This window comes from Xenorhabdus taiwanensis (assembly GCF_036512875.1).
GTDB lineage: Bacteria > Pseudomonadota > Gammaproteobacteria > Enterobacterales > Enterobacteriaceae > Xenorhabdus > Xenorhabdus taiwanensis.
Window position 1 is genome coordinate 344,692 of sequence record NZ_AP028978.1, and the last position, 25,071, is coordinate 369,762.

Sequence of the window (25,071 nt, forward strand, 5' to 3'; positions counted from 1 at the left end):
AGGGTAAATATTGATGAATTTGCAGCAATGTCATTGGTTGAATGAACCCGCTTTATGGCGGTATCAGGATAATGAACTTCATGTCACGACAGACAATAAAACCGATTTCTGGCGTGATACATGGTATGGTTTTCAGCGCCATAGTGGTCATGTATTTGGTGGCTATATTGATGATTTTAAACTTGAAGAAGGTTTTACCTTCCAGTTTTGTATCGAAGGCCAGTTTGAACAATTATATGATCAGGCTGGTGTTATGTTATTGGTGGATGAGCAACATTGGCTAAAAGCGGGCATTGAACATTCTGACGGGCAGGCAACCATCGGCAGTGTATTGACAAATGGATGTTCTGACTGGGCTATGGGGATTTTTCCTGGTAATCCAGAGAAGTTTTGGTTACGGCTGACTTACCATGATGGGGCTATCAGGTTGCAGTATTCCACCGATGGTGTGACATGGCCGCTACTGAGATTGTCACCTTTTACAGTTAGTAATCAGCGGATTTTTGTCGGGGCGATGTGCTGCTCACCAGAGCGTGAAGGATTGCAGGTGAGGTTTTCCGACTTTAGGCTAACGCCATCGTTGAAAAAGCATCTGCATGATTTAAGTTAGATCTCTATTAAGAGAGCGGGTTGCAGTGTGGTAACAAGGGAAAGTATTTCTGAGCATCCGTTTCATTAATGACCATAATGTGCATTTTACTGCACATTAATGGTTTTCTGGCTAAAAATCATCGACCTAAGTAATTATCCCAATCTTTCCAGACAGGTTGTAAACCTGATTTAACCAGGGCTTCGGCGACCTGAAAAACAGAACGATTGTCGTGGGGGGCAAATTGCTCCAACTCGTGGTGTTCATCAGCATAACCGCCTGGCTGGGTTTTTGAACCTGCACTGATATTGTTGATCGCGAGAGGGACAACGTGATCACGGAAAAAGGGCGATTCACGAGTGGAAAGAGAAAGCTCTACATCGGGTGCTAGCAGGCGGAAAGCGCAAATCAGTTGTACCAGTTCGGCTTCATTCATTAAAGAAGCGGGTTCTATGCCGCCTGCACAGGGGCGTAGGCGTGGAAAAGAGATGGAATAACGGCTTTGCCAAAACTGTTTTTGCAGAAAGAAGAGGTGCTCAGCCACCATATAACAATCTGTTCGCCAATTGTGGGATAGCCCAATCAAGGCCCCTAGCCCAATCTTGTCTATGCCCGCTCGACCAAGACGTTCCGGTGTTTCCAGACGCCACTGGAAATCCTGCTTTTTGCCTTTCAAATGGTGCAGTTGATAACTGAGTTGATGGTAGGTTTCCTGATAGACCATTACGCCATCTAATCCCAATGTTTTCAGTTCAGTATATTCCGCTTGCGTCAATGGCTGAACCTCCATTGAGACAGAGCTGAAATGACGGCGGATCAAGGGAAGATAGCGCCGAAAATAATCCATGCCAACTTTGTTTTGGTGTTCCCCTGTCACCAGCAGAATATGCTCAAATCCCAGTTTTTTTAGCGCAAGACATTCTGCTTCAATCTCCTGTTCATTGAGTGTCTTGCGCTTAATGTGATTGCTCATGGAGAAACCACAATAAGTACAGTCGTTGGCACACAGATTGGAAAGATAGAGTGGGATAAAAAATCCCACTGTATTACCAAAACGCTGGCGAGTGAGTTGTTGTGCGCGTTGGGCGAGTGGCTCAAGATAAGGCAGTGCAGCGGGGGAGAGCAGAGCCATAAAGTCATCCAACGTCAAGCGAGCACTGTTTAATGCATGTTCAATGTCCTGTGATGTTTTACTGTTGATGCGTAAGGTGATGTCATCCCAATCCAGTTGTTGCCAGCGCTGGCTGAATGTTCGGTTTGTCATAGCGCCCCCAGAAAATCAGTCAGCGGGCTGGAAGCCTCAGCATGGGATTTTTGGCTTGCTACGCCTGCTTGATGTGAAAGTTCACCAGCTTCAATGGCGGTTTTGAATGCCTGGGCCATCTTAACGGGATTATGGGCAACAGCGATGGCGGTATTAACCAGCACAGCATCCGCACCCATTTCGATGGCTGCCAGCGCATGGCTTGGTGCGCCGATCCCTGCATCCACAACAACGGGCACATTGGCCTGTTCGATGATGATTTGTAGAAAATCGCGGGTCAGCAACCCCTTATTTGAACCGATAGGGGCGCCCAATGGCATAACGGCAGCGCAGCCGACTTCTTCCAATCGGCGGCACAGGACAGGATCAGCGCCACAGTAGGGCAGAACGATAAATCCTTCTTTGACTAGCTGCTCCGCCCCCTTTAATGTCTCAACGGGATCAGGTAATAGGTATTTTACATCGGGATGGATCTCCAATTTAATCCAGTGAGTTCCCAACGCTTCCCGTGCGAGGCGAGCGGCGAAGATGGCTTCTTCTGCGGTTTTGGCTCCAGAGGTATTGGGTAGCAGTTTGACACCCAACTGTTGCAGTGGTGCAAGAATGCCATCGTCATTATTGCCGTGAAGATCGAGGCGTTTCATTGCCATTGTTACTAGTTGGCTGCCAGAGGCACGGAGCGCGTCGATCATTAGTCTTGCATTGGCAAACTTACCTGTTCCGGTAAATAGGCGGGATTGGAAGGTGGTATCTGCAATTTTTAACATAAAATAACCTCCGGCAAGATCAGCCACCAGCAATGGCCTGAAACAGCAAGATAGTGTCCCCGTCATTAATCTGATGGGTTTGCCACTCTGAACGCGGAATAATGGTTTGATTGATAGCCAAAGCGGTCCCTGATTGCGTGTGTTCTATATGTTCCAGCAATTGATGTTCCAGAAACTGTTGCACTGTCATGGATGCATTCAGTGTCATTGGTTGATCGTTGACAATAATGTTCATGCGACTTCTTTTCCTAACCGTTTTTTATCGGCCTGTCTGGTAGTGCCACAACAAATTGGGCACTGCGATGAGCGAGTAAGCTGTAATGTGCTCCAGCTTTGCTGTTTACCATCAAACAGCCGGAGTTTTCCGTCTAAGGAAGAAGAAAGGCCAGCCAGCATTTTTATGGCTTCCAAGGATTGCAAAGTGCCGATGATTCCAACGATAGGGCCTAAGATACCGGCTGTCCGACAATTCCGCTGGGGTTCTTCTTGATTAGGATAGAGGCAGGCATAGCAACCGTGCTGGTAAGGGGGAGTTAATACCATTAATTGCCCACTAAAGCCAACGGCACTGCCGCTAATGAGTGGTTTATTTCCTGCAATACAGGCGGCATTGATGGCATGGCGAGTTGCCATGTTGTCACAGCAATCTAAAACCAGATCGACTTGATTAACGGCATTAACCAAAGATTCACGATTTTGCCGCTCAGTGAGTATCGTGATATTGATTAGCGGGTTTAGCTCAGCCAGTTGTTTTGCTGCTAATTGGGCTTTGCTGGCAGGAACATCTGCGCTGCGATAGATAATCTGGCGTTGCAGGTTTGAGATATGCAACTTGTCATCATCTGCCAAATAAAGGTGTCCTACCCCTGCCGCCGCGAGATAGAGCGCAGCCGGTGATCCTAATCCACCCAGGCCGACAATCAGTACCTTGCTGGCTTTTAGTTTTTCTTGCCCTTCGGAGCCAATGTCTTCCAGCAGTAATTGGCGGCTGTAACGCATAAATTCTTGATCGTTTAACATAAAAGCCCCCGATTTTGCCCTTCAACCAGATGAAGTAGTCTGGCTGTTGCCTGTCGCCAATCTTTTGCTTTTGTAATGGCACTGACCAGTGCCACGCCCCCGACTCCCGTTGCCACCACATCTGGCACCCTCTCCAGTGAAATACCGCCAATGGCGACGGTGGGATATTCCGGTGTGATTTCCACCTGATGTTTTAATGCTTCAAGGCCCTGTGGTGATGAGGGCATCTCTTTGGTGGTAGTGGGAAAAATATGCCCTAACGCGATATAAGAGGGGCGCAGGGATTTTGCCCGCGCCAGTTCTTGTTGATCGTGAGTAGAAATACCCAGCCGCAATCCGGCTTGCTGGATAGCATTGAGATCGGCGGTATCGAGATCTTCCTGCCCCAAATGAACGCCATAGGCCTGATGCTTGATTGCCAGACGCCAATAATCATTAATGAACAAACGAGCGTTATATTGGCGACCAAGCGCGATGGCGGATTGAATATCCTTCTCCGCCTGCTCTTCCGACCGGTCTTTGATACGCAATTGCAGAGTTCTGACACCGGCTTCCAGTAATCGCTCAATCCACCTTAGGGAATCCACCACCGGATAAAGCCCCAACCGGTGCACGGTTGGGGCAAAAGGGGCTTGTGGACATGTTGGGATATCAGGCTGATTTTTCATGCTCCACCTCCTCCGCACTATGATAGAGTTCGCTGCCACGGGAGCGGAATTCTTCTGACATCTGTTCCATACCCGCGGCTTGTTCCAGTTTTGCGGCATAGTCGCGCACGTCTTGGGTGATTTTCATTGAGCAGAATTTTGGTCCACACATGGAACAGAAGTGGGCAACTTTGCCGGATTCCTGCGGTAAGGTTTCATCGTGATAAGCGCGGGCGGTATCAGGATCAAGCGCCAGATTGAATTGATCTTCCCAACGGAATTCAAAGCGCGCTTTCGACATGGCATTGTCACGGATCTGTGCACCCGGATGGCCTTTGGCGAGATCCGCCGCATGGGCTGCGATTTTGTAAGTAATCAGCCCCTGTTTGACATCTTCCTTGTTAGGCAGACCGAGGTGCTCTTTGGGGGTGACATAACACAGCATGGCACAACCAAACCAGCCAATCATGGCGGCACCGATGCCAGAGGTGAAATGGTCATAACCAGGGGCGATATCCGTCGTCAGTGGCCCTAAGGTATAAAATGGGGCTTCGTGACAATGCTCTAGCTCTTCCGTCATATTACGGCGGATAAGTTGCATTGGGATATGCCCAGGCCCTTCAATCATGACCTGAACATCGTATTCCCATGCGATTTTAGTCAGCTCACCGAGGGTATGCAGTTCTGCAAATTGAGCTTCATCATTGGCATCCTGAATGGAGCCAGGGCGCAACCCATCCCCCAAAGAGAGTGAGACGTCATAGGCCGCACAAATTTCACAAATTTCGCGGAAGTGGGTGTAGAGGAAATTTTCTTGATGATGAGAAAGGCACCATTTCGCCATAATTGAGCCGCCACGGGAAACAATACCTGTCAGGCGCTTAGCGGTCATCGGTACATAACGCAGCAGTACACCCGCATGAATAGTAAAATAATCCACGCCTTGCTCGGCCTGTTCCAGTAAGGTATCGCGGAACATTTCCCATGTCAGGTTTTCTGCGATGCCGTTAACCTTTTCCAGTGCCTGATAAATCGGGACAGTACCAATGGGAACCGGACTATTGCGCAGTATCCATTCGCGGGTTTCGTGGATGTAGCGTCCGGTGGAGAGATCCATCACGGTATCTGCGCCCCAGCGGGTAGACCAAATCAGTTTTTCCACCTCTTCTTCAATAGAGGATGTGACGGAGGAGTTACCGATATTGGCATTCACTTTCACTAAGAAATTACGACCAATAATCATCGGTTCAGATTCAGGATGATTAATGTTGGCGGGAATAATCGCGCGGCCGGCAGCAACTTCCTGACGGACAAATTCGGGTGTGATATTTTCCGGTAAGTTGGCACCAAAACTTTGCCCTGCATGTTGTTGGCGCAAAACCTCACTACGAATGCGCTCGCGACCCATATTTTCACGCAATGCGATAAATTCCATTTCTGGTGTAATGATCCCTTGGCGTGCATAGTGTAATTGAGTAACACGTTTACCCTGTCTGGATTTCAGTGGATGCGGGCGGTGGTGAAAACGCAGGCGATCTAATCCAGCATCAGCAAGGCGTTGTTGGGTAAAATCGGAACTGAGGATTGAAACAGGTTCGGTATCATTGCGTTCATCAATCCACGGTTGGCGGATCTTAGGTAAGCCCTGCTTTACATCCAATACGGTAGCAGGATCGCCATAAGGGCCGGAAGTGTCATAAACGGGAACAGGTTCGTTTTCTTCAAATTGGGGGTTCTCTTTCGTTCCCCCAATGAGTGTGGGAGAAAGTTGGATCTCACGCAGAGGTACTTGAATATCTTGACGTGAGCCTTCAAGGTAAATGCGCTTTGAATTGGGAAAAGTGATGCCTTGAACGGAATGGATAAACGCTTGTGCCGCATCTCGCTGAGCCTTGCGTGGCCTTGCAGGGTGGGCTTTGGGTGAGATATCAGCCGTTGGAATAACAGTATTCGAAATAACGGTATTGTTGGACTTAGACATAGCAAATTCCTGACTGTGTTATCACCTGTCTCATTGTTGATCAGGCTTAAGTTGAGAAAATTGCTTGTCTGGAGCTCGCAGGGAGTAATGGTTGGTGCTGTTTGGTATCTGTACATGTATTTGTATAGATGTACGATGACTGGCAGCGGGGTGATTACTCTTGTTCCCTTCGCGGGTATTAGCCCGATCAGGTTCTGCGGATCCCGAATTAACGGTCTCAGCCTGTGTCCACCGTGATATACGTTGAACGCTAGGCACTCCGACAAGAAAAAAACACCCCAAAGTATAAAGGGGATTGTGAAAACTACAACCCCCGTTTTTGGGGGAACATAACTATGATGGAACAAATTATGCAACAAAAACTGACAGGTAGAGAACAAGGCTGGTGGATTGTTAGTTTCGAAAATCGGGTTTGGCTACCACAAGGGGAATTACCTTTAGGTACGGCCAATCAGTGGGCATTGCAAGGCCATATGGCGCAACCCATCGGTGAGTGGTTGGGGGAAACGGTCTGGTTGGTTCGTCAGAAAATGGCTTCAGATATGTCCTCTCCCCGTTTAATTGCTGATCGGGATGCTAAGTTATTTCAATTGGTCGGGCGTGGTGTGCAATTGGCTGAGTTTTATCGGTCACATCACTATTGTGGTTACTGTGGTCATGAGATGCAGCATAGTCAGCGTGAATGGGCTTGTTTGTGTAACCATTGCCATGAACATTACTATCCACAAATAGCACCCAGTATCATTGTCGGTATTCGCCGCGATGACCATATTTTGCTGGCACAACACCAGCGTCATCGCAATGGGATTCATACCGTGCTGGCCGGTTTTGTTGAAGTGGGGGAAACTCTGGAAGAGGCTGTGCATCGTGAAGTGATGGAGGAGAGCGGAATTAAGATCCGTAACTTGCGTTATGTCGCTTCCCAGCCGTGGCCTTTCCCGAATTCATTGATGGTGGGCTTTTTGGCCGATTATGACAGCGGTGAAATCAATATTGACCCCGTCGAGCTTATCAGTGCAGATTGGCACCGTTATGATAACCTTCCCTTGATTCCTCCCCCTGATACGATTGCTCGCCGTTTAATTGAAGATACGGTTGCGCTATGCCGTCATCAGTAATCATCACGTTATTGGAGGTTATGCCAGAAGTTCAAATTCAGGCGTGTTAAACTGCACCAGTTTTTTCGTGTGTTTGTCGTGCATAAATTAATCAAGGGAGCTTGTCATGAATGAGTTGAAAAACGACCGCTATCTGCGTGCATTATTGCGTCAGCCCGTCGATATCACACCGGTATGGATGATGCGTCAGGCCGGTCGATATTTACCTGAATATAAAGCTACACGTCAGGCAGCGGGAGATTTCATCTCGTTATGTAAAAACACTGAGTTGGCTTGTGAAGTCACTCTCCAACCTTTGCGCCGCTTTCCTCTGGATGCAGCTATCTTGTTTTCCGATATTTTGACTATTCCTGATGCGATGGGATTGGGGTTGTATTTCGAAACAGGGGAAGGGCCACGTTTTCATTCTCCGATTCAGAATCATGCCGATGTAGAAAAATTACCTGTGCCTGATCCAGAACTGGAGTTAGGCTATGTTATGGATGCAGTGCGTGCTATCCGTAAAGCATTGGCAGGACAAGTTCCTTTGATCGGTTTTTCTGGTAGCCCATGGACATTGGCAACTTATATGGTTGAGGGCGGAAGCAGCAAGGCTTTCACCAAAATTAAGGCCATGATGTATACGGCACCTGCTACATTGCATATGTTACTGGATAAATTGGCAAACAGCGTTATTCTATATTTGAATGCGCAAATAAAAGCCGGCGCTCAATCTGTCATGATTTTCGATACTTGGGGTGGGGTTTTGTCTCATCGCGATTATCTGGCGTTTTCCCTGCAATACATGCATAAAATTGTTGATGGCTTGATCCGCGAACATGAAGGACGTCGTGTACCTGTTACCCTGTTTACCAAAGGGGGAGGACAGTGGCTTGAGGCGATGGCGGCGACAGGATGTGATGCACTGGGTTTGGATTGGACAACGAATATGGCGGATGCGCGTCGGCGCGTTGGAGATCAGGTCGCTTTGCAGGGTAATATGGACCCGTCCATGCTATATGCCCAGCCAGCACGAATTGAAGAAGAAGTTTCGACAATTTTACAAGATTTTGGTGTGGGCAGTGGGCATGTTTTCAATTTGGGGCATGGCATTCATCAGGATGTTCCGCCAGAGCACGCAGGTGCATTTGTCGAAGCAGTGCATAGACTTTCAGTAAAATACCATCAATGATTTTATGATTGATACAAAGGCATTACGTCAGGAACAGAGAGAAAAATCACGGCTGGTTATCCGCCATGATGCTTTTTTTGCATCTTTTACGCCAAGGTTCATTGCGGGTGCTGATGTTGGGTTTGAAAAAAGCGGTACGGTGACGCGTGCCGCCATTGCGGTATTGCAATATCCCTCACTAGAATTGGTTGAATACCAAGTTGCCAGAATTGATACGGTACTTCCCTATATCCCCGGTTTACTCTCATTTCGTGAATATCCTGCACTGATAGCGGCATGGCAAAAATTAAGTTTGCGGCCTGATTTGGTGATGGTGGATGGTCAGGGCATTGCCCATCCTCGGCGTTTTGGTATCGCCAGCCATTTTGGGGTATTAGTGGATGTTCCCACCATTGGGGTGGCAAAAAGCCGTTTGTGTGGTGAACACGCGCTGGTAGGAGAGGTTCAGGGTGATCGTCAGCCATTGATGGATCACGGTGAACAGATTGGTGTCGTATTGAGAAGCAAAAAAAGATGTAATCCGCTCTATATTTCCCTTGGTCATAAGATCAGTATTGATAGTGCGGTCTTTTGGGTTGAGCAGTGTATGAAGGGGTATAAACTGCCTGAACCTACCCGTTGGGCGGACGGGATTGCCTCAAATGGATCATTTTTTAAGCAAACAACGCAGAAAAATCTATAATTGTGGCGGAAAAGTGTGGATATTCTTGATTTTCAGGTAAACTTCGACGCAAATTAGGCATTATGAGTAACGACCAATGTTAAGAAACCCGATCCACCTGCGGTTGGAGAAACTCGAAAGTTGGCAACATTTGACTTTTATGGCTAGTCTATGTGAGCGGATGTATCCAAATTATCAGGCATTTTGTCTCCAAAGCGGATTTGCAGACCCTGTACAATATCGCCGCATTCTGGATCTTGTGTGGGAAATTTTGGTCGTTAAAGATGTAAAAGTGAATTTTGATAATCAGCTGGAAAAATTGGAAACTATTATCCCATCATCAGAAGATTATGATATTTATGGTGTGTATCCAGCGATTGATGCGTGCATTGCATTGAGTGAAGTAATTCATTCTCGTCTGAGTGGCTCGACGTTAGAGCATGCAATAGCCGTCAGTGAAACATCCATCCGTACTGTTGCTATGCTGGAAATGACGCAGGCCGGTAGGGAAATGACTGAGGATGAGTTAAAAGTATTACCTGCCATTGAGGAAGAATGGGACATTCAATGGGAGATTTACCGTTTGTTGGCAAATTGCGAAGAACGGGACATCGAATTGATTAAAGGATTAAAGGCCGATCTCCGTGAAGCGGGGGTTAGCAATATCGGTATAAATTTGGCGCAGTAACTTATAAAACGTGACTTAGTGCTTGATTTGCCGTATTTAAAGGCTTCACATTTGCCCTCACTCTGTTCTACATTGGGGGGCGAAAAGAAGTGGCTATCGGTGCGTGTATGCAGGGGTGCTGTCAAATCGGCATATCCGTCGCACTCGATGCTTTGCAAACGATAAACACACTGTAAGGATAATCTATGAATAAGACTGAATTAGTTGATGCAATTGCAGCAGGCGCAGACCTGACCAAAACTCAGGCTAAAGCTGCTCTGGAGTCAACTCTGAATGCAATCACTGAATCTCTGAAAAACGGTGATGCAGTGCAGCTGGTAGGCTTTGGTACTTTCAAAGTTAATCATCGTGCAGAGCGTACTGGTCGTAACCCACAGACCGGTAAAGAAATTAAAATCGCAGCAGCAAACGTGCCTGCTTTCTCCGCTGGTAAAGCACTGAAAGACGCAGTTAAGTAATCGAATTGCGAAAAAAGATAAGAGGGGGAAATAAACCCCTTTTGTTGATTCTACAGGGGCTGTTAGCATTAGGGTTCATCTCTTTGCTCAGCGCCTGTTCGATTCAGCCAACAACACCTCTCTTCAGCGCCAGCGGTTTTGTAACTGACAGCGGCGTTATTCGTTTATGGCGTTTGAACGATCAAAACAGTAAACCTCAGGTTATCATGAGTGTTTACAGCCCCTATCACAATAAAACACCCCATAATAAAGATACCATTGTTACTTTCTACGAATATCGTCATGGCAGTTTGTGGCAAATCCGCCGCAATGTGTTTGATAATCCCCCCATTGCAGAGACATTACGTATCTCTCAGGATAATTCTGTCATTTTTAAGCTCCGGCAATTACAAAAACGTAATGAACCGTTGTCCGATGACGATGTGGCTCGTCTGAAATTTGATGCTAAGCAGATAGAAAAAATCAGCGACGCTTTAATTGCAGGTGAGGTTAAGTTGCTACAAGGGCATTGGCAGAATGGACGAGTTACCACTTGTTCAGGAAAACAATTATTCATTGAATTTGAGCCTCATGCGCAAAAATGGCTCGAAGAAAGGCAAAGTAACAGCTCCGGTTTACTGACTATTGCATGGTTGGATTCGCCTGAAGGCAAAAAGTTATTGTTGGTCGCCAATGATGATTTTTGTCGTTGGGAACCGACGAAAGATAAGCTGTAATTCTGTTACTTTCGTCGGCTTAGGTTGAGCTATTTCAAACGGGCAATGGCCCGGTAGCCAATATCTTTACGATAAAAGCACCCTTCCCAGTTAATTTGTCCGGCTCTCAGGTACGCTTTTTTCTGGGCATCTGCAATATCGTAACCTAAGGCAGTAACACATAAGACACGTCCTCCTGCGGTGGTAATATTATCATCCTTAAATGTTGTCCCTGCATGGAAGACCTTTTCATCGACGTCAGATGCATTGGCATCTAATTTCTTTTCTAACCCGCTAATAACGTCACCTTTGGCATAACTGGCCGGATAACCTCCCGCCGCCAGCACGACGCCTAAGGCGGGACGCTCGTCCCATTCAGAGGTTTTTTCACCTAACTGGCCTCTGGCTCCGGCAAGACACAGGTCGACTAAATCAGAACGTAGACGCATCATGATAGGTTGGGTTTCGGGATCACCAAATCGACAGTTAAATTCGATCACTTTGGGTTCACCCTGTTTATCAATCATCAATCCCGCATAAAGAAAACCAACATAGGTATGACCTTCAGCTGCCATTCCTGCCACAGTAGGGTAAATGATTTTTTTCATCACTCGTTGGTGGATCTCATCCGTGACTACCGGAGCGGGGGAGTAAGCCCCCATTCCTCCGGTGTTCGGCCCTGTGTCACCGTCACCTACACGCTTGTGATCTTGACTGGTTGCCATAGGAACCACGTTTTTGCCATCCACCATGACAATAAAACTGGCTTCTTCTCCAGCCAGGAATTCTTCAATGACAATACGATGCCCGGCATTACCAAATGCATTACCTGCCAGCATATCTTTGACAGCGCTTCGTGCTTCTTCCAGGGTTGTGGCAACAACGACACCCTTACCGGCAGCTAAACCATCAGCTTTGATAACGATTGGAGCGCCTACCTTTTCCAGATAAGCCAGTGCGGGTTCAATTTCTGTGAAATTTTGGTAGGCTGCTGTAGGTATATGATGACGGGCAAGGAAATCTTTGGTAAAAGCTTTGGAACCCTCCAATTGAGCCGCCGCTTTTGTCGGGCCGAAAATAGTCAGCCCTGCCTGTTGGAAAGCATCAACGATACCGATAACCAGTGGTGCTTCAGGCCCAACAATGGTCAGGCCAATATCATGATCTTGAGCAAATGCCAGCAACCCTGCAATATCTGTCGCGGCAATATTCACATTTTCTAAATTAGCTTCCAACGCGGTGCCTGCATTACCTGGTGCGACATAAACTTTGTTTGCCAGAGGTGATTGTGCTGCTTTCCAGGCTAATGCATGTTCTCTTCCGCCACTGCCAATAATCAATATGTTCATCTGAGTCTCCTATTAATAAGACATAAACTGTTAATGGCGAAAATGGCGCATGCCAGTGAAAATCATGGCGATACCGTGTTCATTGGCCGCAGCAATCACTTCATCATCACGAATGGAGCCACCGGGTTGGATAATACAGCTCACACCCACCGCGGCTGCGGCATCAATACCATCGCGGAATGGGAAAAATGCATCTGAAGCCATGGCGCAACCCTGAACTTCCAATCCTTCATCCGCTGCCTTAATACCAGCGATTTTGGCAGAGTAAACACGGCTCATTTGTCCGGCTCCAATACCAACGGTCATATTATCCCTGGCATAAACAATCGCATTGGATTTGACAAACTTCGCGACTTTCCAGCAGAACAGGGCATCTTGCATCTCTTGTTCCGTTGGCTGACGTTGGGATACAACAACCAGATCATCGTTTGTCACCATACCTAAATCGCGATCTTGTACCAGCAAACCGCCGTTAACACGTTTGAAATCTAAGCTGGCAACAGGAGAATGCCATTCGCCGCACGCCAAAACGCGGACATTTTGTTTTGTTGCCAGAATTGGCCGTGCTGCTTCACTAACAGAAGGCGCAATGATGACTTCAACAAATTGACGTTCAATAATGGCCTGAGCGGTGTTGGTATCGAGTTCACGGTTAAAGGCAATAATGCCACCGAATGCGGAAGTCGGATCGGTTTTAAAGGCGCGGTCGTAGGCGGTATGGATATCAGATCCAATCGCAACGCCACAAGGATTGGCATGTTTGACAATGACACAGGCTGGTTCACAAAAGCTTTTTACACATTCCAGTGCGGCATCGGTATCCGCGATATTATTATAAGAGAGTGCCTTGCCTTGTAACTGAGTTGCCGTAGCAATTGAAGCTTCTGTGATTTGGTCTTCTATATAGAAAGCTGCATCTTGGTGGTTGTTTTCACCATAACGCATATCCTGCTTTTTAATGAAGTTGAGATTCAGCGTGCGGGGGAAACGTCCTGATGGCTGATCAGTTTCGCCATAGTATGGCGGAACCAATTTGCCAAAATAATTGGCAATCATGCTGTCATAAGCGGCGGTATGTTCAAACGCCTTGATGGCTAAATTAAAGCGAGTGGAATGTGTCAGCGAATTTTGGTTGTTATCCATCTCATCAATAATTTTGTCGTAATCCTGGCTACTGACAACAATCGCCACATCTTTGTGGTTTTTGGCAGCGGAGCGAACCATTGTTGGGCCGCCAATATCAATATTCTCTACCGCGTCTTCCAGAGAGCAATCTGGTTTTGCTACGGTTTGAGCAAAGGGGTAAAGGTTAACGACCACCATATCAATCTGTGAAATCTGGTGTTGTCCCATCACTTCATCATCCTGCCCACGTCGACCCAAAATGCCGCCATGAATTTTAGGGTGGAGTGTTTTGACACGCCCATCCATCATTTCGGGGAAGCCTGTATAGTCAGAAACCTCAGTGACATTCAATCCTGCTTCGGCCAGCAGACGAGCAGTGCCTCCCGTTGATAGCAGTTCGACACTGCGATTGGATAAAGCTTTGGCAAATTCAACAACCCCCGCTTTGTCAGAAACACTCAGCAGGGCACGACGGATTGGACGAAGCTGTTGCATTGGTGTGATCCCTTGAATTTCATAAAACAAGAATGTGCTATTGGGGAAAATCCACTGATTGAGAGAAAAAAATGGTTTCTGCAATAACATTTCAAAACAATCTGAAAAAATACTTGATGATTTTTCCTTCGCAGATTGTAACGAAAACGTTTGCGTGATGCTCGATAAATTTTATCAAAATATCACTTTGTGGATAAATCTGTGTATATGTCGGTATAAGGTCGCGTTTTGCTGTGTGATTAATCAAACGATAATTATTTCAAAAAAAACTCTTGTCAGCGCCGTAAAACCCCCTATAATGCGCCACCACTGACCGACGCAGCGCTGAAACAGGCCGCGCAGGACGGGGAGAGAAAAGCGAAAATAAGCGCTTGACTCTGGCGGCGAAAAGCGTAAGATACGCAGCCTCGCAACCCGGAAGAGACTTCCGGTTGCCAACGCTCTTTAACAAATTAATCAGACAATCTGTGTGGGCACTCGCAAGACACTTATCCAAGCCGAAAGGCAAAAAGATTTAAAGTCTTGAAGAGTGACTGACAGTTAATTCATTACGAACTAACAGTAGAATTCTTTGAGCATCAAACTTTTAATTGAAGAGTTTGATCATGGCTCAGATTGAACGCTGGCGGCAGGCCTAACACATGCAAGTCGAGCGGCAGCGGGGGAAAGCGTGCTTTCCTGCCGGCGAGCGGCGGACGGGTGAGTAATGTCTGGGGATCTGCCCGATGGAGGGGGATAACCACTGGAAACGGTGGCTAATACCGCATAACCTCTTGGGAGCAAAGTGGGGGACCTTCGGGCCTCACGCCATCGGATGAACCCAGATGGGATTAGCTAGTAGGTGGGGTAACGGCTCACCTAGGCGACGATCCCTAGCTGGTCTGAGAGGATGACCAGCCACACTGGGACTGAGACACGGCCCAGACTCCTACGGGAGGCAGCAGTGGGGAATATTGCACAATGGGCGCAAGCCTGATGCAGCCATGCCGCGTGTATGAAGAAGGCCTTCGGGTTGTAAAGTACTTTCAGCGGGGAGGAAGGCGCAGGGTCGAAGACACCCTGCGATTGACGTTACCCGCAGAAGAAGCACCGGCTAACTCCGTGCCAGCAGCCGCGGTAATACGGAGGGTGCAAGCGTTAATCGGAATTACTGGGCGTAAAGCGCACGCAGGCGGTCAATTAAGTTAGATGTGAAATCCCCGGGCTTAACCTGGGAATGGCATCTAAGACTGGTTGACTAGAGTCTCGTAGAGGGGGGTAGAATTCCATGTGTAGCGGTGAAATGCGTAGAGATGTGGAGGAATACCGGTGGCGAAGGCGGCCCCCTGGACGAAGACTGACGCTCAGGTGCGAAAGCGTGGGGAGCAAACAGGATTAGATACCCTGGTAGTCCACGCTGTAAACGATGTCGATTTGGAGGTTGTGGCCTTGAGCTGTGGCTTCCGGAGCTAACGCGTTAAATCGACCGCCTGGGGAGTACGGTCGCAAGATTAAAACTCAAATGAATTGACGGGGGCCCGCACAAGCGGTGGAGCATGTGGTTTAATTCGATGCAACGCGAAGAACCTTACCTACTCTTGACATCCACGGAATTCTGCAGAGATGCGGAAGTGCCTTCGGGAACCGTGAGACAGGTGCTGCATGGCTGTCGTCAGCTCGTGTTGTGAAATGTTGGGTTAAGTCCCGCAACGAGCGCAACCCTTATCCTTTGTTGCCAGCACTTCGGGTGGGAACTCAAGGGAGACTGCCGGTGATAAACCGGAGGAAGGTGGGGATGACGTCAAGTCATCATGGCCCTTACGAGTAGGGCTACACACGTGCTACAATGGCGGATACAAAGAGAAGCGACCTCGCGAGAGCAAGCGGACCTCATAAAGTCTGTCGTAGTCCGGATTGGAGTCTGCAACTCGACTCCATGAAGTCGGAATCGCTAGTAATCGCAGATCAGAATGCTGCGGTGAATACGTTCCCGGGCCTTGTACACACCGCCCGTCACACCATGGGAGTGGGTTGCAAAAGAAGTCGGTAGCTTAACCTTTAGGAGGGCGCTGACCACTTTGTGATTCATGACTGGGGTGAAGTCGTAACAAGGTAACCGTAGGGGAACCTGCGGTTGGATCACCTCCTTAACCTAAGATGGTGAAATGTGAGTGTTCACACAGATTGTCTGATATAGAGAAGAAGAGACAGGAACGGAATAGGCTTGTAGCTCAGGTGGTTAGAGCGCACCCCTGATAAGGGTGAGGTCGGTGGTTCAAGTCCACTCAGGCCTACCAATTTTTCTGTCCGGTTCAATGGGGCTATAGCTCAGCTGGGAGAGCGCCTGCCTTGCACGCAGGAGGTCAGCGGTTCGATCCCGCTTAGCTCCACCATGACTCTTCTGACTAAAAAAAGATTTCAGAACACATTAAAGACAGTGTGTTGTGAAATTTATGCTCTTTAACAATCTGGAACAAGCTGAAAATTTGAAACAATCGATGTTGTTGAACGATAACATTGATGAGTCTCTCAACCCCTCCAATCTGAAGACACCTTCGGGTTGTGAGGTTAAGCGACTAAGCGTACACGGTGGATGCCTAGGCAGTCAGAGGCGATGAAGGACGTGCTAATCTGCGAAAAGCGCCGGTGAGCTGATATGAAGCGCTATCAGCCGGCGATGTCCGAATGGGGAAACCCGGTGCAATCCGTTGCACCATCCTTACCTGAATCCATAGGGTAAGGAGGCGAACCGGGGGAACTGAAACATCTCAGTACCCCGAGGAAAAGAAATCAACCGAGATTCCCCCAGTAGCGGCGAGCGAACGGGGAGGAGCCCAGAACCATCATCAGTTTGTGTGTCAGTGGAAGCGTCTGGAAAGGCGCACAGTAAAGGGTGACAGTCCCGTACACGAAGAGACACAGGCTGTGAGTTCGATGAGTAGGGCGGGACACGTGGTATCCTGTCTGAATATGGGGGGACCATCCTCCAAGGCTAAATACTCCTGACTGACCGATAGTGAACCAGTACCGTGAGGGAAAGGCGAAAAGAACCCCGGCGAGGGGAGTGAAAGAGAACCTGAAACCGTGTACGTACAAGCAGTGGGAGCCCTGATTTATCAGGGTGACTGCGTACCTTTTGTATAATGGGTCAGCGACTTATATTCTGTAGCAAGGTTAACCGCATAGGGGAGCCGCAGGGAAACCGAGTCTTAACTGGGCGTTAAGTTGCAGGGTATAGACCCGAAACCCGGTGATCTAGCCATGGGCAGGTTGAAGGTTGGGTAACACTAACTGGAGGACCGAACCGACTAATGTTGAAAAATTAGCGGATGACTTGTGGCTGGGGGTGAAAGGCCAATCAAACCGGGAGATAGCTGGTTCTCCCCGAAAGCTATTTAGGTAGCGCCTCGTGAACTCATCTTCGGGGGTAGAGCACTGTTTCGGCTAGGGGGTCATCCCGACTTACCAACCCGATGCAAACTGCGAATACCGAAGAATGTTATCACGGGAGACACACGGCGGGTGCTAACGTCCGTCGTGAAGAGGGAAACAACCCAGACCGCCAGCTAAGGTCCCCAAGTCATGGTTAAGTGGGAAACGAAGTGGGAAGGCTCAGACAGCCAGGATGTTGGCTTAGAAGCAGCCATCATTTAAAGAAAGCGTAATAGCTCACTGGTCGAGTCGGCCTGCGCGGAAGATGTAACGGGGCTAAACCATGCACCGAAGCTGCGGCAGCGACATGAATATGTTGTTGGGTAGGGGAGCGTTCTGTAAGCCGTTGAAGGTGAACTGTGAGGTTTGCTGGAGGTATCAGAAGTGCGAATGCTGACATAAGTAACGATAAAGCGGGTGAAAAACCCGCTCGCCGGAAGACCAAGGGTTCCTGTCCAACGTTAATCGGGGCAGGGTGAGTCGACCCCTAAGGCGAGGCTGAAAAGCGTAGTCGATGGGCAACAGGTTAATATTCCTGTACTGGCAATAATTGCGATGGGGGGACGGAGAAGGCTAGGCAAGCCGGGCGACGGTCGTCCCGGTTTAAGTGTGTAGGCGGGATAACCAGGCAAATCCGGTTATCCGTTACGCTGAGGCACGATGACGAGGCACTACGGTGCGGAAGTTGCTGATGCCCCGCTTCCAGGAAAAGCCCCTAAGCTTCAGATTATTGTTAATCGTACCCCAAACCGACACAGGTGGTCAGGTAGAGAATACTCAGGCGCTTGAGAGAACTCGGGTGAAGGAACTAGGCAAAATGGTGCCGTAACTTCGGGAGAAGGCACGCTGGCGTTAGGTGAAGAAACTTGCTTTTGGAGCCGAGGCCAGTCGCAGATACCAGCTGGCTGCAACTGTTTAATAAAAACACAGCACTGTGCAAACACGAAAGTGGACGTATACGGTGTGACGCCTGCCCGGTGCTGGAAGGTTAATTGATGGGGTTAGCCGCAAGGCGACGCTCTTGATCGAAGCCCCAGTAAACGGCGGCCGTAACTATAACGGTCCTAAGGTAGCGAAATTCCTTGTCGGGTAAGTTCCGACCTGCACGAATGGCGTAATGATGGCCAGGCTGTCTCCACCCGAGACTCAGTGAAATTGAACTCGCTGTGAAGATGCAGTGTACCCGCGGCAAGACGGAAAGACCCCGTGAACCTTTACTATAGCTTGACACTGAACCTTGAGCCTTGATGTGTAGGATAGGTGGGAGGCTGTGAAGTGTGGACGCCAGTCTGCACGGAGCCATCCTTGAAATACCACCCTTGAATGTTTGATGTTCTAACGCAGGCCCGTTATCCGGGTTGCGGACAGTGTCTGGTGGGTAGTTTGACTGGGGCGGTCTCCTCCCAAAGCGTAACGGAGGAGCACGAAGGTTGGCTAATCCTGGTCGGACATCAGGAGGTTAGTGCAATGGCATAAGCCAGCTTGACTGCGAGAGTGACGGCTCGAGCAGGTGCGAAAGCAGGTCATAGTGATCCGGTGGTTCTGAATGGAAGGGCCATCGCTCAACGGATAAAAGGTACTCCGGGGATAACAGGCTGATACCGCCCAAGAGTTCATATCGACGGCGGTGTTTGGCACCTCGATGTCGGCTCATCACATCCTGGGGCTGAAGTAGGTCCCAAGGGTATGGCTGTTCGCCATTTAAAGTGGTACGCGAGCTGGGTTTAGAACGTCGTGAGACAGTTCGGTCCCTATCTGCCGTGGGCGTTGGAAGATTGCAAGGGGCTGCTCCTAGTACGAGAGGACCGGAGTGGACGCACCACTGGTGTTCGGGTTGTCATGCCAATGGCACTGCCCGGTAGCTAAGTGCGGAAGAGATAACCGCTGAAAGCATCTAAGCGGGAAACTTGCCTTAAGATGAGTCTTCCCTTGTCCCTTGAGGACACTGAAGGAACGTTCGAGACGAGGACGTAGATAGGCTGGGTGTGTAAGCGTTGCGAGACGTTGAGCTAACCAGTACTAATGAACCGTGCGGCTTAACCTGACAACACCGAAGGTGTTTTGGGGTGAGAGAGAGAAAAGTTTCAGGATAAAAACAGCTTGTTCGGGATTGAAAACAGGATTTGTCTGGCGGCAATAGCGCGGTGGTCCCACCTGACCCCATGCCGAACTCAGCAGTGAAACGCCGTAGCGCCGATGGTAGTGTGGGGTCTCCCCATGTGAGAGTAGGGCACTGCCAGACATTCAATCAGTCAGAGAAGCCATCCCTTACCGGATGGCTTTTTTGCGTTTAATTTTTTTAGGATATTTGGTTATTTTTACGTGTATAAGCGGCCAATATCGCCCTTTCTGATAATTCCAGATAATTTTTCATTGTCTTAGCGGCTTGTTCATTTTTCCCTGAATTGAGTAGTTCCAGAATATGTGCGTTCTTATCGATATAAGGTGCATACAAAAGCTCAGGATCATTTAAGATACCAAAAGCCAGACGCAGTTCTGCCGAGATATTGTGATAGAAAGCGATCAGTCTATCACTATCAGTTAATTCTACGATCGCGGCATGAAAGTGCATATTTTCTGTTCCAGCACCAATCCAATCTTGTTGCTCACGGCATTGTTTAGCGGCTTCAACGGCTTGTTTCATTTTGGCAACACTAGGGTGCATTGAATAAGCCTGAACAAGCGCCTGACATTCAATTAACTGCCGAACTCGATAGATATCAATAATGGATGCGATATCGGGAGTCGCAACAAACACGCCACGATTAGGTTCATGTTTCAGCAATCCTTCTTGCGTGAGAAGACGGAACACTTCACGTAATGTATTTCGTGAAATTTCAAGCTGTTCACTCAACGCAGCTTCTGATAGTCGTTGTCCAGGTAATAACTCCCCAACAACCAATTTATTTCTGATGGTTTCAGCGATTCTTTTGCTCAAAATTTGGGGAGAATGGTTTTTTTTCATAGTCATCCGTTAGATTTAATGGCTGATAACAAACACCTTTAAAGCGTATACGAAAGCGAATCTTCACATATTCCCCGATGACCAGCAAGTTACAACTATCGAACCAATATAGGGCAATATGATTGTGTTTATTACACCTAAATTGTGCATCTTGACGATAAATCCAACGAAAAATGTTAATAAAGTGATCTCTATTAGATTTTGAAGATCGATAATATAAATTTGTTTGCTTATTTCCTCAGCAGGTCTTATTTATTGTTCAACAATATATTCATTTTAATCAAACAATCCACTTCTTTAGTTTCACAATGATATATTTTTTGTTAAAAAACAATAAGTTATATTTTTACGTGGTACATGGGGGGCATGTCTGTCGGTTAAATCTTGGAGTTTTTAAAATCAGCTTAAGGGAATCATCATGATAAAAACGATCGATTTAAATAGTGATCTTGGTGAAAGTTTTGGTCAATGGCGCATGGGAAACGATGAAGAAATATTGGGGATCGTTAGTAGTGCTAACGTTGCCTGTGGTTTTCATGCGGGTGATCCGGTTGGAATTTTGCAAGTATTGAGATCAGCACAGAGAAATAATGTAGCAGTAGGAGCCCATGTTTCTTATTCCGATTTGGTTGGCTTTGGGCGACGTAAAATGGATATAGCCAATCATGAACTTACCGCTGATGTTATTTACCAGATTGGTGCCTTACAAGGATTGGCTGCGGCGGCAGGTACTAAAGTGAGTTATGTCAAACCTCATGGCGCGCTTTATAACACGATAGCGAGTGATGAATATCAGGCAATTGCTGTTATTGAAGGAATTCTGGCAATAGATCCCAACCTTGTATTGGTTGGTTTGGCGGGATCAAACATTCTCAAATTAGCTCAGGAAAACGGGTTGAGAACTATAGCTGAAGCATTTGCTGATCGTGCTTATACCTCACAAGGGGAGTTAGTCTCCCGTCGTGAAACGGGATCTGTTTTGCATGATGCCGATCTCGTTGCTCAACGCATGTTGCAACTGGTGACAGAAGGGGGCGTTGAGTCAATTGATGGCAAATTTACCCCTATTCAGGCGGATTCAATTTGTGTGCATGGTGATACTCCAGGTGCGGTAGTGATGGCAAAACAGGTAAAAACAGTTTTGCAGCAGGAGGGAATTACCATTCAGCCATTTGTTCATTCATAAGTATGGGATCGCATTAATATGGTTAGTCATTTGGGGAGATAGCCTTGCGTTTTTTACCTGTTAATAACAATAACATAATGGTTGAATTGAGTGGATTGGCAGAAACACTGGCTCTGCTTGATTCACTGAATATGTCACCTATTTTTGGGGTTGAAGAAATTATTCCGGCGGCGAGAACGCTGATGGTTCGTTTTCGGCCGACAAAAATATCAATCCAACAATTGGTGACAGAAATCAGTAGCCGAGATTTGCAAGAGCGCAGTCATACAACAGGAAAAAGCATAGAAATTCCTGTGCATTACAACGGTGATGATCTCGCACTGGTTGCGGAAATATTGGGATGTACCGTTCAGGAGGTTATTCAGCAACATACCGAAAATGAATATACCGTAGCCTTCACTGGATTTGCCCCTGGGTTTGCCTATATGGTATCGAATACCTCGCAATGGAATATACCTCGTCGCAAAACCCCTAGAACGCGCATTCCGGCAGGTGCTGTTGCATTAGCGGGGGAATTCAGCAGCATCTATCCGCAAGCAAGCCCCGGAGGATGGCAGCTTATCGGTATTACAACCGAGCGTATGTGGGATCTTTCCCGTCCATCTCCGGCCTTATTGCAGCCGGGTTATCGTGTTAACTTCCGAGATGCTGGGCGTCATCCTACAACAATTAGTTTACCTGAAATGAATTCACCCGAAACTAATCCGCTTGAAACACCGGACAGTAACATCGCCTCTGCTCCATCGGTTACCTGTTATCTGGAAATTTTATCTGTGGGATTACAAACCTTATTTCAAGATCTGGGGCGGGTTGGACTGGCAAAATTGGGGATCTCAGAATCGGGTGCAATGGATAAAAGTGCCTTACGCAGTGCAAACCGTATTGTTGGTAATCCCTCTGATCAGGCTTGTCTGGAAATCGTTCAGGGCGGGTTTAAGGCGATCGCATATGGACAGATACTGGTTGCAATTACGGGAGCGCCCTGTCCAATAAAAATAAAAACGCCATCAGGTGAAATATTCCATGTGAATACTTACCAACTAATTGATTTAAACGATGGTGACGAAATTTCGTTGGGTGTGCCTGTAGCTGGTATGCGTTCTTATTTATCGGTGCGCGGAGGTTTTACTGTTTCAACTATTTTATCCAGTCATTCGTTTGATACTTTGTCCAATATTGGACCTGCTCCGTTGAAAATGAATGATAAATTAGTTATCGGTGAAACATCCCACTGTGCCGCGATATCTGTTTCTGAAACTCCAGCTTTTGACATGCCAAATAAAGATGAAATTGTAATATTGGATATCATATTTGGCCCGCGTACTGATTGGTTTACGCAAGAATCCATCGACTTATTGAGTAAACAAATTTGGCAGGTAACACTTCAATCCAATCGAATTGGTTTGAGACTAAATGGTGAGTGCTCACTATCGCGAATTAAGTTACAGGAACTCCCTAGCGAAGGAACATGCTCAGGGTCGATCCAAATTCCAGCCAGTGGGCAACCGGTACTCTTTTTAGCTGACCATCCATTGACTGGAGGGTATCCAGTTATTGCCTCAGTCGCAGATTATCATCTCGATCTTGCTGGCCAGATCCCTATCAATGCCAAAATTCGGTTCAATCCCATCAGTCAATTCCATGAAATTCAAGGGAGTAATGATTTGCCATGAACACCACTGTGAACAATTTAAATAATAAGATTAATAAGAAAGTGCTGATTGCCAACCGTGGAGAGATTGCTGTGCGGATCATTCGAGCTTGCCGCGATTATGGCGTACAGGCTGTCGCTGTCTATGCGGACGCCGATATCAACGCACAACACGTTCAACTGGCTGATGAGGCTTATGCTTTAGGAGGAAATAGCTCTACAGAAACTTACCTCAATATTCCTCGTTTGCTGGATGTAGCGAAGAGGTCCGGAGCAACCATGGTGCATCCTGGTTACGGTTTTTTGTCTGAGCGAGCGGAATTTGCTCAAGCAGTGATTGAGGCTGGCTTAATTTGGATTGGCCCTAACCCTGAAACGATTGATGAGCTGGGAGACAAGGTTAAGGCGCGTAAGATAGCGCAGAAAGTGGGGGTACCGTTGGTTGTCGGGACATCAGAGCCAGTCAAAAATGTACAGGAGGTTATTGCTTTTGCGGAACAGCATGGCTTACCGATTGCCATCAAAGCGGCTTTTGGTGGGGGTGGACGAGGTTTGAAAGTTGCCTGGCGCATAGATGAAGTTGCAGAACTTTATCACTCCGCAGTACGTGAGGCGACAGCGGCATTTGGTCGTGGCGAATGTTTTATTGAGCAATTTTTGGATAAACCACGCCATATTGAAGCACAGGTCATTGCGGATAAACAGGGTAATGTTGTAGTACTTGGTACTCGTGACTGCTCTTTGCAGCGTCGTAACCAAAAGTTAGTTGAAGAAGCGCCTGCACCATTTTTAACCCAGGAACAAAGAGAACGTATTCATCAGTCAGCAAAAGCCATTTGTGCAGAAGCCAATTATGTAGGAGCTGGCACAGTAGAGTTTTTACTGAGTGCAGATGGCTCACTTTCTTTCTTGGAAGTAAATACTCGCTTACAAGTGGAACATCCTGTGACAGAAGAGACAACGGGCATTGATCTGGTTATCGAACAGTTACGGATAGCGGAAGGTCATCCATTAAGCATTCAGGAAACGCCCACCCCAAGAGGGCATTCGTTTGAATTTCGTATTAATGCGGAAGATGCGGCTAAAGGTTTCTTGCCAACATCTGGCACAATCACCGAATTTATTCCGCCTGCTGGTCCTGGTATTCGTCTGGACTCTGGTGTGATTAATGGCTCTACAATTCCGGCAACCTTTGATTCATTAATAGCAAAATTAATTGTCACAGGGGCGACCCGAGAACAGGCCATTGTTCGGGCACGTCGGGCATTAAAAGAATTTAAGATCTGTGGTGTAGCCTCCGTTTTGCCTTTCCATCAAGCGGTAATAGAGCATCCTGATTTTATTTCTGGTGATAGATTTAATGTCCATACCCGCTGGATTGAAACAGATTTTGTGAATGAACTAGAGGCTTCATTACGTCAGTTTCCGCTTGAAGATAAAAATATTACCCGCACTTTTATTGAGATTGATGGCCGCAGGCATGAATTGGGATTACCATTGGATTTATTGGCACATTTATCCCCTGTGGGTGAACAGACGTTTTCGCCGTCTGTCATAAAGGAAAAACTGCCGGAAGATCCCCGTCAGGTAAAAACCCCTATTTCCGGTGTCCTGCATTGTTGGATGGTTAAAGAAGGTGAGCAAGTCAGTGAAGGCGACGTGATTGCAGTGATGGAAGCCATGAAAATGGAAGTACAAATCAATGCTCATCGTTCAGGAAAAATCACATTCTGTTCCCAGACTGGGGATTATCAGGATGCAGGAAGTGCCTTGGCTAACATAGAGTAGTCATTAATGTACCCCATGCTCGTCTTTAAAGTTATTTACATT

General features: G+C 47.4%; 19 protein-coding genes, 2 tRNA genes, 3 rRNA genes and 1 riboswitch. Of the genes, 15 read left to right on the forward strand and 9 right to left on the reverse strand.

The genetic code is table 11. The features are described from left to right. The first annotated feature begins 13 nt into the window (after nt 1-13). A complete protein-coding gene (locus tag ACE1SE_RS01440; RefSeq protein WP_374052339.1) occupies nt 14-610 on the forward strand; it encodes a DUF1349 domain-containing protein in 597 nt (198 codons plus the stop codon). Nucleotides 611-728: 118 nt separating this feature from the next. Here ACE1SE_RS01440 and thiH read toward each other — a convergent pair whose 3' ends face one another. From thiH to thiC, 6 genes are read right to left on the reverse strand one after another with little or no spacing between them, the layout of a single operon-like run. Beyond that, nucleotides 729-1,853: a 2-iminoacetate synthase ThiH gene (gene thiH / locus ACE1SE_RS01445; protein WP_374052340.1), complete on the reverse strand. Its 1,125-nt coding sequence runs from the start codon at nt 1,851-1,853 to the stop codon at nt 729-731. Further along, nucleotides 1,850-2,620, reverse strand: coding sequence for a thiazole synthase (locus ACE1SE_RS01450; protein WP_374052341.1), 771 nt, complete (start codon nt 2,618-2,620; stop codon nt 1,850-1,852). Before ACE1SE_RS01450 ends, thiH begins: the two co-directional genes overlap by 4 nt. 19 nt (nt 2,621-2,639) lie before the next feature. After that, entirely contained in the window at nt 2,640-2,855 is a 216-nt protein-coding gene (gene thiS, locus ACE1SE_RS01455) for a sulfur carrier protein ThiS (RefSeq protein WP_374052342.1), read from the reverse strand. Beyond that, complete coding sequence (locus tag ACE1SE_RS01460) at nt 2,852-3,640, reverse strand: HesA/MoeB/ThiF family protein (RefSeq protein ID WP_374052343.1); 789 nt, start codon at nt 3,638-3,640, stop codon at nt 2,852-2,854. Before ACE1SE_RS01460 ends, thiS begins: the two co-directional genes overlap by 4 nt. Then, a complete protein-coding gene (gene thiE / locus ACE1SE_RS01465; RefSeq protein WP_374052344.1) occupies nt 3,634-4,308 on the reverse strand; it encodes a thiamine phosphate synthase in 675 nt (224 codons plus the stop codon). Before thiE ends, ACE1SE_RS01460 begins: the two co-directional genes overlap by 7 nt. Next, nucleotides 4,292-6,268, reverse strand: coding sequence for a phosphomethylpyrimidine synthase ThiC (gene thiC, locus ACE1SE_RS01470; protein WP_374052345.1), 1,977 nt, complete (start codon nt 6,266-6,268; stop codon nt 4,292-4,294). Before thiC ends, thiE begins: the two co-directional genes overlap by 17 nt. Before the next feature lie 147 nt (nt 6,269-6,415). Continuing rightward, a riboswitch (TPP riboswitch) is annotated at nt 6,416-6,540 on the reverse strand. Between the two features lie 63 nt (nt 6,541-6,603). Between thiC and nudC the strand changes: the two genes are divergently transcribed. From nudC to ACE1SE_RS01500, 6 genes are all read left to right on the forward strand, one after another. Next, a complete protein-coding gene (gene nudC, locus ACE1SE_RS01475; RefSeq protein ID WP_374052346.1) occupies nt 6,604-7,386 on the forward strand; it encodes an NAD(+) diphosphatase in 783 nt (260 codons plus the stop codon). Nucleotides 7,387-7,492: 106 nt separating this feature from the next. Beyond that, on the forward strand, nt 7,493-8,557 hold the full coding sequence (gene hemE, locus ACE1SE_RS01480; RefSeq protein WP_374052347.1) for a uroporphyrinogen decarboxylase: 1,065 nt from the start codon (nt 7,493-7,495) through the stop codon (nt 8,555-8,557). Nucleotides 8,558-8,561: 4 nt separating this feature from the next. After that, complete coding sequence (gene nfi, locus ACE1SE_RS01485) at nt 8,562-9,239, forward strand: deoxyribonuclease V (protein WP_374052348.1); 678 nt, start codon at nt 8,562-8,564, stop codon at nt 9,237-9,239. A gap of 76 nt (nt 9,240-9,315) precedes the next feature. Beyond that, the gene (locus ACE1SE_RS01490) at nt 9,316-9,906 is read left to right on the forward strand and encodes a YjaG family protein (RefSeq protein ID WP_374052349.1); all 591 of its coding nucleotides are present in this window, start codon (nt 9,316-9,318) and stop codon (nt 9,904-9,906) included. Between the two features lie 185 nt (nt 9,907-10,091). Further along, nucleotides 10,092-10,364 (forward strand): nucleoid-associated protein HU-alpha, encoded by a 273-nt coding sequence (gene hupA, locus ACE1SE_RS01495; protein WP_010848914.1) that lies wholly within the window; start codon nt 10,092-10,094, stop codon nt 10,362-10,364. A 41-nt stretch (nt 10,365-10,405) separates the two neighbouring features. Then, nucleotides 10,406-11,080, forward strand: a complete 675-nt coding sequence (locus ACE1SE_RS01500) for a DUF1481 domain-containing protein (protein ID WP_374052350.1) — start codon at nt 10,406-10,408, stop codon at nt 11,078-11,080. Between the two features lie 29 nt (nt 11,081-11,109). Here ACE1SE_RS01500 and purD read toward each other — a convergent pair whose 3' ends face one another. Both purD and purH read right to left on the reverse strand, forming a co-directional pair. Next, complete coding sequence (purD, locus tag ACE1SE_RS01505; protein ID WP_374052351.1) at nt 11,110-12,408, reverse strand: phosphoribosylamine--glycine ligase; 1,299 nt, start codon at nt 12,406-12,408, stop codon at nt 11,110-11,112. 30 nt (nt 12,409-12,438) lie between these two features. Further along, the gene (gene purH, locus ACE1SE_RS01510) at nt 12,439-14,028 is read right to left on the reverse strand and encodes a bifunctional phosphoribosylaminoimidazolecarboxamide formyltransferase/IMP cyclohydrolase (RefSeq protein WP_374052352.1); all 1,590 of its coding nucleotides are present in this window, start codon (nt 14,026-14,028) and stop codon (nt 12,439-12,441) included. 587 nt (nt 14,029-14,615) lie between these two features. On the opposite strand from purH, the gene ACE1SE_RS01515 reads away from it, so the two are divergent. From ACE1SE_RS01515 to rrf, 5 genes are all read left to right on the forward strand, one after another. Beyond that, nucleotides 14,616-16,157: ribosomal RNA gene (locus tag ACE1SE_RS01515) — 16S ribosomal RNA — on the forward strand. A 70-nt stretch (nt 16,158-16,227) separates the two neighbouring features. Continuing rightward, nucleotides 16,228-16,304: transfer RNA gene (locus ACE1SE_RS01520), tRNA-Ile, on the forward strand. Nucleotides 16,305-16,324: 20 nt separating this feature from the next. Continuing rightward, nucleotides 16,325-16,400, forward strand: a tRNA-Ala gene (locus ACE1SE_RS01525). Nucleotides 16,401-16,573: 173 nt separating this feature from the next. Continuing rightward, nucleotides 16,574-19,483 (forward strand): 23S ribosomal RNA (locus ACE1SE_RS01530). An 82-nt stretch (nt 19,484-19,565) separates the two neighbouring features. Next, nucleotides 19,566-19,681: ribosomal RNA gene (gene rrf / locus ACE1SE_RS01535) — 5S ribosomal RNA — on the forward strand. The 16S, 23S and 5S rRNA genes sit together here with 2 tRNA genes alongside, the layout of an rRNA operon. Before the next feature lie 57 nt (nt 19,682-19,738). Here the strand turns inward: rrf and ACE1SE_RS01540 are convergent. Further along, nucleotides 19,739-20,404: a GntR family transcriptional regulator gene (locus ACE1SE_RS01540; protein WP_374052353.1), complete on the reverse strand. Its 666-nt coding sequence runs from the start codon at nt 20,402-20,404 to the stop codon at nt 19,739-19,741. 418 nt (nt 20,405-20,822) lie between these two features. On the opposite strand from ACE1SE_RS01540, the gene ACE1SE_RS01545 reads away from it, so the two are divergent. From ACE1SE_RS01545 to ACE1SE_RS01555, 3 genes are read left to right on the forward strand one after another with little or no spacing between them, the layout of a single operon-like run. Continuing rightward, nucleotides 20,823-21,590: a LamB/YcsF family protein gene (locus ACE1SE_RS01545; RefSeq protein WP_374052354.1), complete on the forward strand. Its 768-nt coding sequence runs from the start codon at nt 20,823-20,825 to the stop codon at nt 21,588-21,590. Between the two features lie 44 nt (nt 21,591-21,634). Then, on the forward strand, nt 21,635-23,263 hold the full coding sequence (locus tag ACE1SE_RS01550) for a 5-oxoprolinase subunit B/C family protein (RefSeq protein WP_374052355.1): 1,629 nt from the start codon (nt 21,635-21,637) through the stop codon (nt 23,261-23,263). After that, nucleotides 23,260-25,029 (forward strand): acetyl/propionyl/methylcrotonyl-CoA carboxylase subunit alpha, encoded by a 1,770-nt coding sequence (locus ACE1SE_RS01555; RefSeq protein ID WP_374052356.1) that lies wholly within the window; start codon nt 23,260-23,262, stop codon nt 25,027-25,029. Before ACE1SE_RS01550 ends, ACE1SE_RS01555 begins: the two co-directional genes overlap by 4 nt. Nucleotides 25,030-25,071 lie beyond the last annotated feature (42 nt).

Coding starts and splice junctions, on each gene's coding strand:
- ACE1SE_RS01450 (WP_374052341.1), bottom strand. CDS start 2,620: ATGTTAAAAATTGCAGATACCACCTTCCAATCCCGCCTATTTACCGGA.
- nudC (WP_374052346.1), top strand. CDS start 6,604: ATGATGGAACAAATTATGCAACAAAAACTGACAGGTAGAGAACAAGGC.
- thiC (WP_374052345.1), bottom strand. CDS start 6,268: ATGTCTAAGTCCAACAATACCGTTATTTCGAATACTGTTATTCCAACG.
- purD (WP_374052351.1), bottom strand. CDS start 12,408: ATGAACATATTGATTATTGGCAGTGGCGGAAGAGAACATGCATTAGCC.
- ACE1SE_RS01540 (WP_374052353.1), bottom strand. CDS start 20,404: ATGAAAAAAAACCATTCTCCCCAAATTTTGAGCAAAAGAATCGCTGAA.
- hemE (WP_374052347.1), top strand. CDS start 7,493: ATGAATGAGTTGAAAAACGACCGCTATCTGCGTGCATTATTGCGTCAG.
- thiE (WP_374052344.1), bottom strand. CDS start 4,308: ATGAAAAATCAGCCTGATATCCCAACATGTCCACAAGCCCCTTTTGCC.
- ACE1SE_RS01460 (WP_374052343.1), bottom strand. CDS start 3,640: ATGTTAAACGATCAAGAATTTATGCGTTACAGCCGCCAATTACTGCTG.
- thiH (WP_374052340.1), bottom strand. CDS start 1,853: ATGACAAACCGAACATTCAGCCAGCGCTGGCAACAACTGGATTGGGAT.
- ACE1SE_RS01545 (WP_374052354.1), top strand. CDS start 20,823: ATGATAAAAACGATCGATTTAAATAGTGATCTTGGTGAAAGTTTTGGT.
- purH (WP_374052352.1), bottom strand. CDS start 14,028: ATGCAACAGCTTCGTCCAATCCGTCGTGCCCTGCTGAGTGTTTCTGAC.
- ACE1SE_RS01490 (WP_374052349.1), top strand. CDS start 9,316: ATGTTAAGAAACCCGATCCACCTGCGGTTGGAGAAACTCGAAAGTTGG.
- ACE1SE_RS01555 (WP_374052356.1), top strand. CDS start 23,260: ATGAACACCACTGTGAACAATTTAAATAATAAGATTAATAAGAAAGTG.
- ACE1SE_RS01440 (WP_374052339.1), top strand. CDS start 14: ATGAATTTGCAGCAATGTCATTGGTTGAATGAACCCGCTTTATGGCGG.
- hupA (WP_010848914.1), top strand. CDS start 10,092: ATGAATAAGACTGAATTAGTTGATGCAATTGCAGCAGGCGCAGACCTG.
- nfi (WP_374052348.1), top strand. CDS start 8,562: ATGATTGATACAAAGGCATTACGTCAGGAACAGAGAGAAAAATCACGG.
- thiS (WP_374052342.1), bottom strand. CDS start 2,855: ATGAACATTATTGTCAACGATCAACCAATGACACTGAATGCATCCATG.